The organism is Streptomyces sp. PsTaAH-137 (assembly GCF_003259365.1).
Taxonomy (GTDB): Bacteria; Actinomycetota; Actinomycetes; order Streptomycetales; family Streptomycetaceae; genus Streptomyces.
Map to the genome: position 1 here is coordinate 1 of NZ_QLLY01000103.1, position 1,294 is coordinate 1,294.

Annotated in this window: 2 protein-coding genes; one reads left to right on the top strand and one right to left on the bottom strand. The window is 73.7% G+C overall.

The window, feature by feature from the left end; genetic code table 11:
- The coding region (locus K377_RS41200) for a 3-hydroxyacyl-CoA dehydrogenase family protein (protein WP_111668724.1) at window positions 1-503 on the top strand (503 nt) is incomplete at its 5' end.
- A gap of 63 nt (window positions 504-566) precedes the next feature.
- Here the strand turns inward: K377_RS41200 and K377_RS41205 are convergent.
- A partial coding sequence (locus tag K377_RS41205) for a thioesterase II family protein (RefSeq protein WP_111668725.1) occupies window positions 567-1,294 on the bottom strand: 728 nt, incomplete at its 5' end.

Sequence of the window (1,294 nt, forward strand, 5' to 3'; positions counted from 1 at the left end):
CCTCCTCGATCCCCGTCGTCCGCCTCTCCGCCGCGACCCGCCGCGCCGAGCACGTGCTCGGCCTGCACTTCTTCAACCCGGTCCCGGCGCTGCCGCTCGTCGAGGTGGTCCCCTCGGTGCTGACGGACAGGGCGGTGAGCGACCGGGCCCTCACCTTCGTCCGCGACGTCCTGGGCAAGCAGCCCATCACCTCGCCGGACCGCGCCGGCTTCCTCGTCAACGCACTGCTCTTCCCCTACCTCCTGTCCGCGGTCCGCATGGTCGAGTCGGGCCTGGCCACGGCGGAGGTCATCGACCAGGGCATGACCCAGGGCTGCTCGCACCCGATGGGCCCGCTGCGCCTGGCCGACCTGATCGGGCTGGACACGACCGTGTCCATCGCGCAGGCCATGTACGAGGAGTTCAAGGAGCCGCTGTACGCCCCGCCGCCGCTGCTGCTGCGCATGGTGGAGGGCGGCCTGCTGGGCAAGAAGTCCGGCCGGGGCTTCTACCCGTACGCGTGAGGGAACGGCGAAGGGCCCGGGCGGGGGATGCCGCCCGGGCCCTTCGCCGCTCCCTGGGATCGCTCAGACGGCGACGGTGCGCGCCGCCAGCCCCTCGGTGACGGCGCCGGCGACCGGCCCGAGCTGGTCGAACAGGTAGAAGTGGCCGCCGGGGAAGACCTTCAGACCGAAGTCACGGCTGGTGTGCGCCCGCCAGGTCCACATGTCGTCGACCGTCGTCATCGGGTCGCTGTCGCCGGTCAGGGCGGTCACCGGGACGTCGAGCGGCTCGCCGCCGCGCCAGGTGAACGTGCCGAGGATGCGGTAGTCCGCCCGCAGCGCCGGCAGCACGATCTCCAGGATCTCCGGATCGTCGAGCATCGCCTGCTCGGTGCCGCCCAGCCGGCGCACGTCGGCGAGCACGTCGGCGTCGTCGAACCGGCCGAAGGCGCTGTCCCGGCCGTCCGGCGCGCCCCGCCCCGACAGGAACAGCCGCTGCGGCCGGGGCAGTCCGTCGCGGGCCAGCAGCCGGGCCGTCTCGAAGGCGACGAGCGCCCCCATGCTGTGACCGAACAGGGCGTAGGGCCGCTCCGGTTCGGCGGCCACTTCGCCGGCCAGCTGCTCGGCGACGGCCCCGACGAGGTCGTCCAGGTCGGTGAACGGCTCCTCGCGGTAGCGGTCCTGGCGCCCCGGGTACTGCAGGGACACCACGTCGAACGCGGACGGCAGGGAGCGCGCCAGTTGCAGGTAGGCGGTGGCGGAGCCCCCCGCGTGGGGGAAGCAGAAGAGCCGGGGCCCGTTCCCGGCGGGGG